We start from the raw sequence: 596 nt of genomic DNA, 5'->3' as shown, positions 1-596 counted from the left end.
ATGAAGGCCGAGGGCTCGGGGATGCGTGCCCGGCGCGTCGGCCCGCTCCAGCACGACAGTCGACACCCCGGCCAGCCGCAGCTCGGCGGCGAGCATCAACCCGACCGGCCCGGCCCCGACAACGATCACTTCGGTCTCGTCACTCACCACGACGACGCTAGGAGTGACCGCGGCCGTCGGCATTGATCCAGAACGACGACTAGTGGCTCACACGTTCCCGGTGCACGAGGACACCGGAGAACGTGACGGCATGATCTGCCCGGCCGGGACGCGTCGCCACCCCGCGACGGGAGTTTTCCCCGCCCTGGTGTGAACCCGCGCGCGAACGCATCGTCTTTCCTGGTGTCATGCCATGGGAGGAGTCCGCGTGAACGCTGTCGGTGAGGTCGTCACTGTTGCCCCGGAAGACGCTCGCCGGGAGCATTCGCAGCTCCGGCACCGATCCGGTGGGCACCCGGCCCCGGCTACCACCGTGACGTCGCAGCTGGCGACGCTGGCGGAGTTCTCCGTGGTGCCCGATCCCCGCGGCGCGCGGCACGTCGTCGGGCTGCGCCTGCCCGACGACGTGCCGCAGCCCGGCCCGGCGCTGCTCGCCC

General features: G+C 71.1%; 2 protein-coding genes. One reads left to right on the top strand and one right to left on the bottom strand.

Annotated elements, in window-relative coordinates; translation table 11 throughout:
- Window positions 1-183, bottom strand: a 183-nt coding sequence (locus Acy02nite_RS46250; RefSeq protein WP_203756859.1) for an FAD-dependent oxidoreductase, incomplete at its 3' end; no start/stop codon positions are given.
- 184 nt (window positions 184-367) lie between these two features.
- On the opposite strand from Acy02nite_RS46250, the gene Acy02nite_RS46245 reads away from it, so the two are divergent.
- Window positions 368-596, top strand: a 229-nt coding sequence (locus Acy02nite_RS46245) for a hypothetical protein (RefSeq protein ID WP_203756857.1), incomplete at its 3' end; no start/stop codon positions are given.

This window comes from Actinoplanes cyaneus (assembly GCF_016862095.1).
Taxonomy (GTDB): Bacteria; Actinomycetota; Actinomycetes; order Mycobacteriales; family Micromonosporaceae; genus Actinoplanes; species Actinoplanes cyaneus.
The sequence above is the reverse complement of the archived record's forward strand: the minus strand, read 5'-3'. Positions and strand labels throughout refer to the sequence as shown.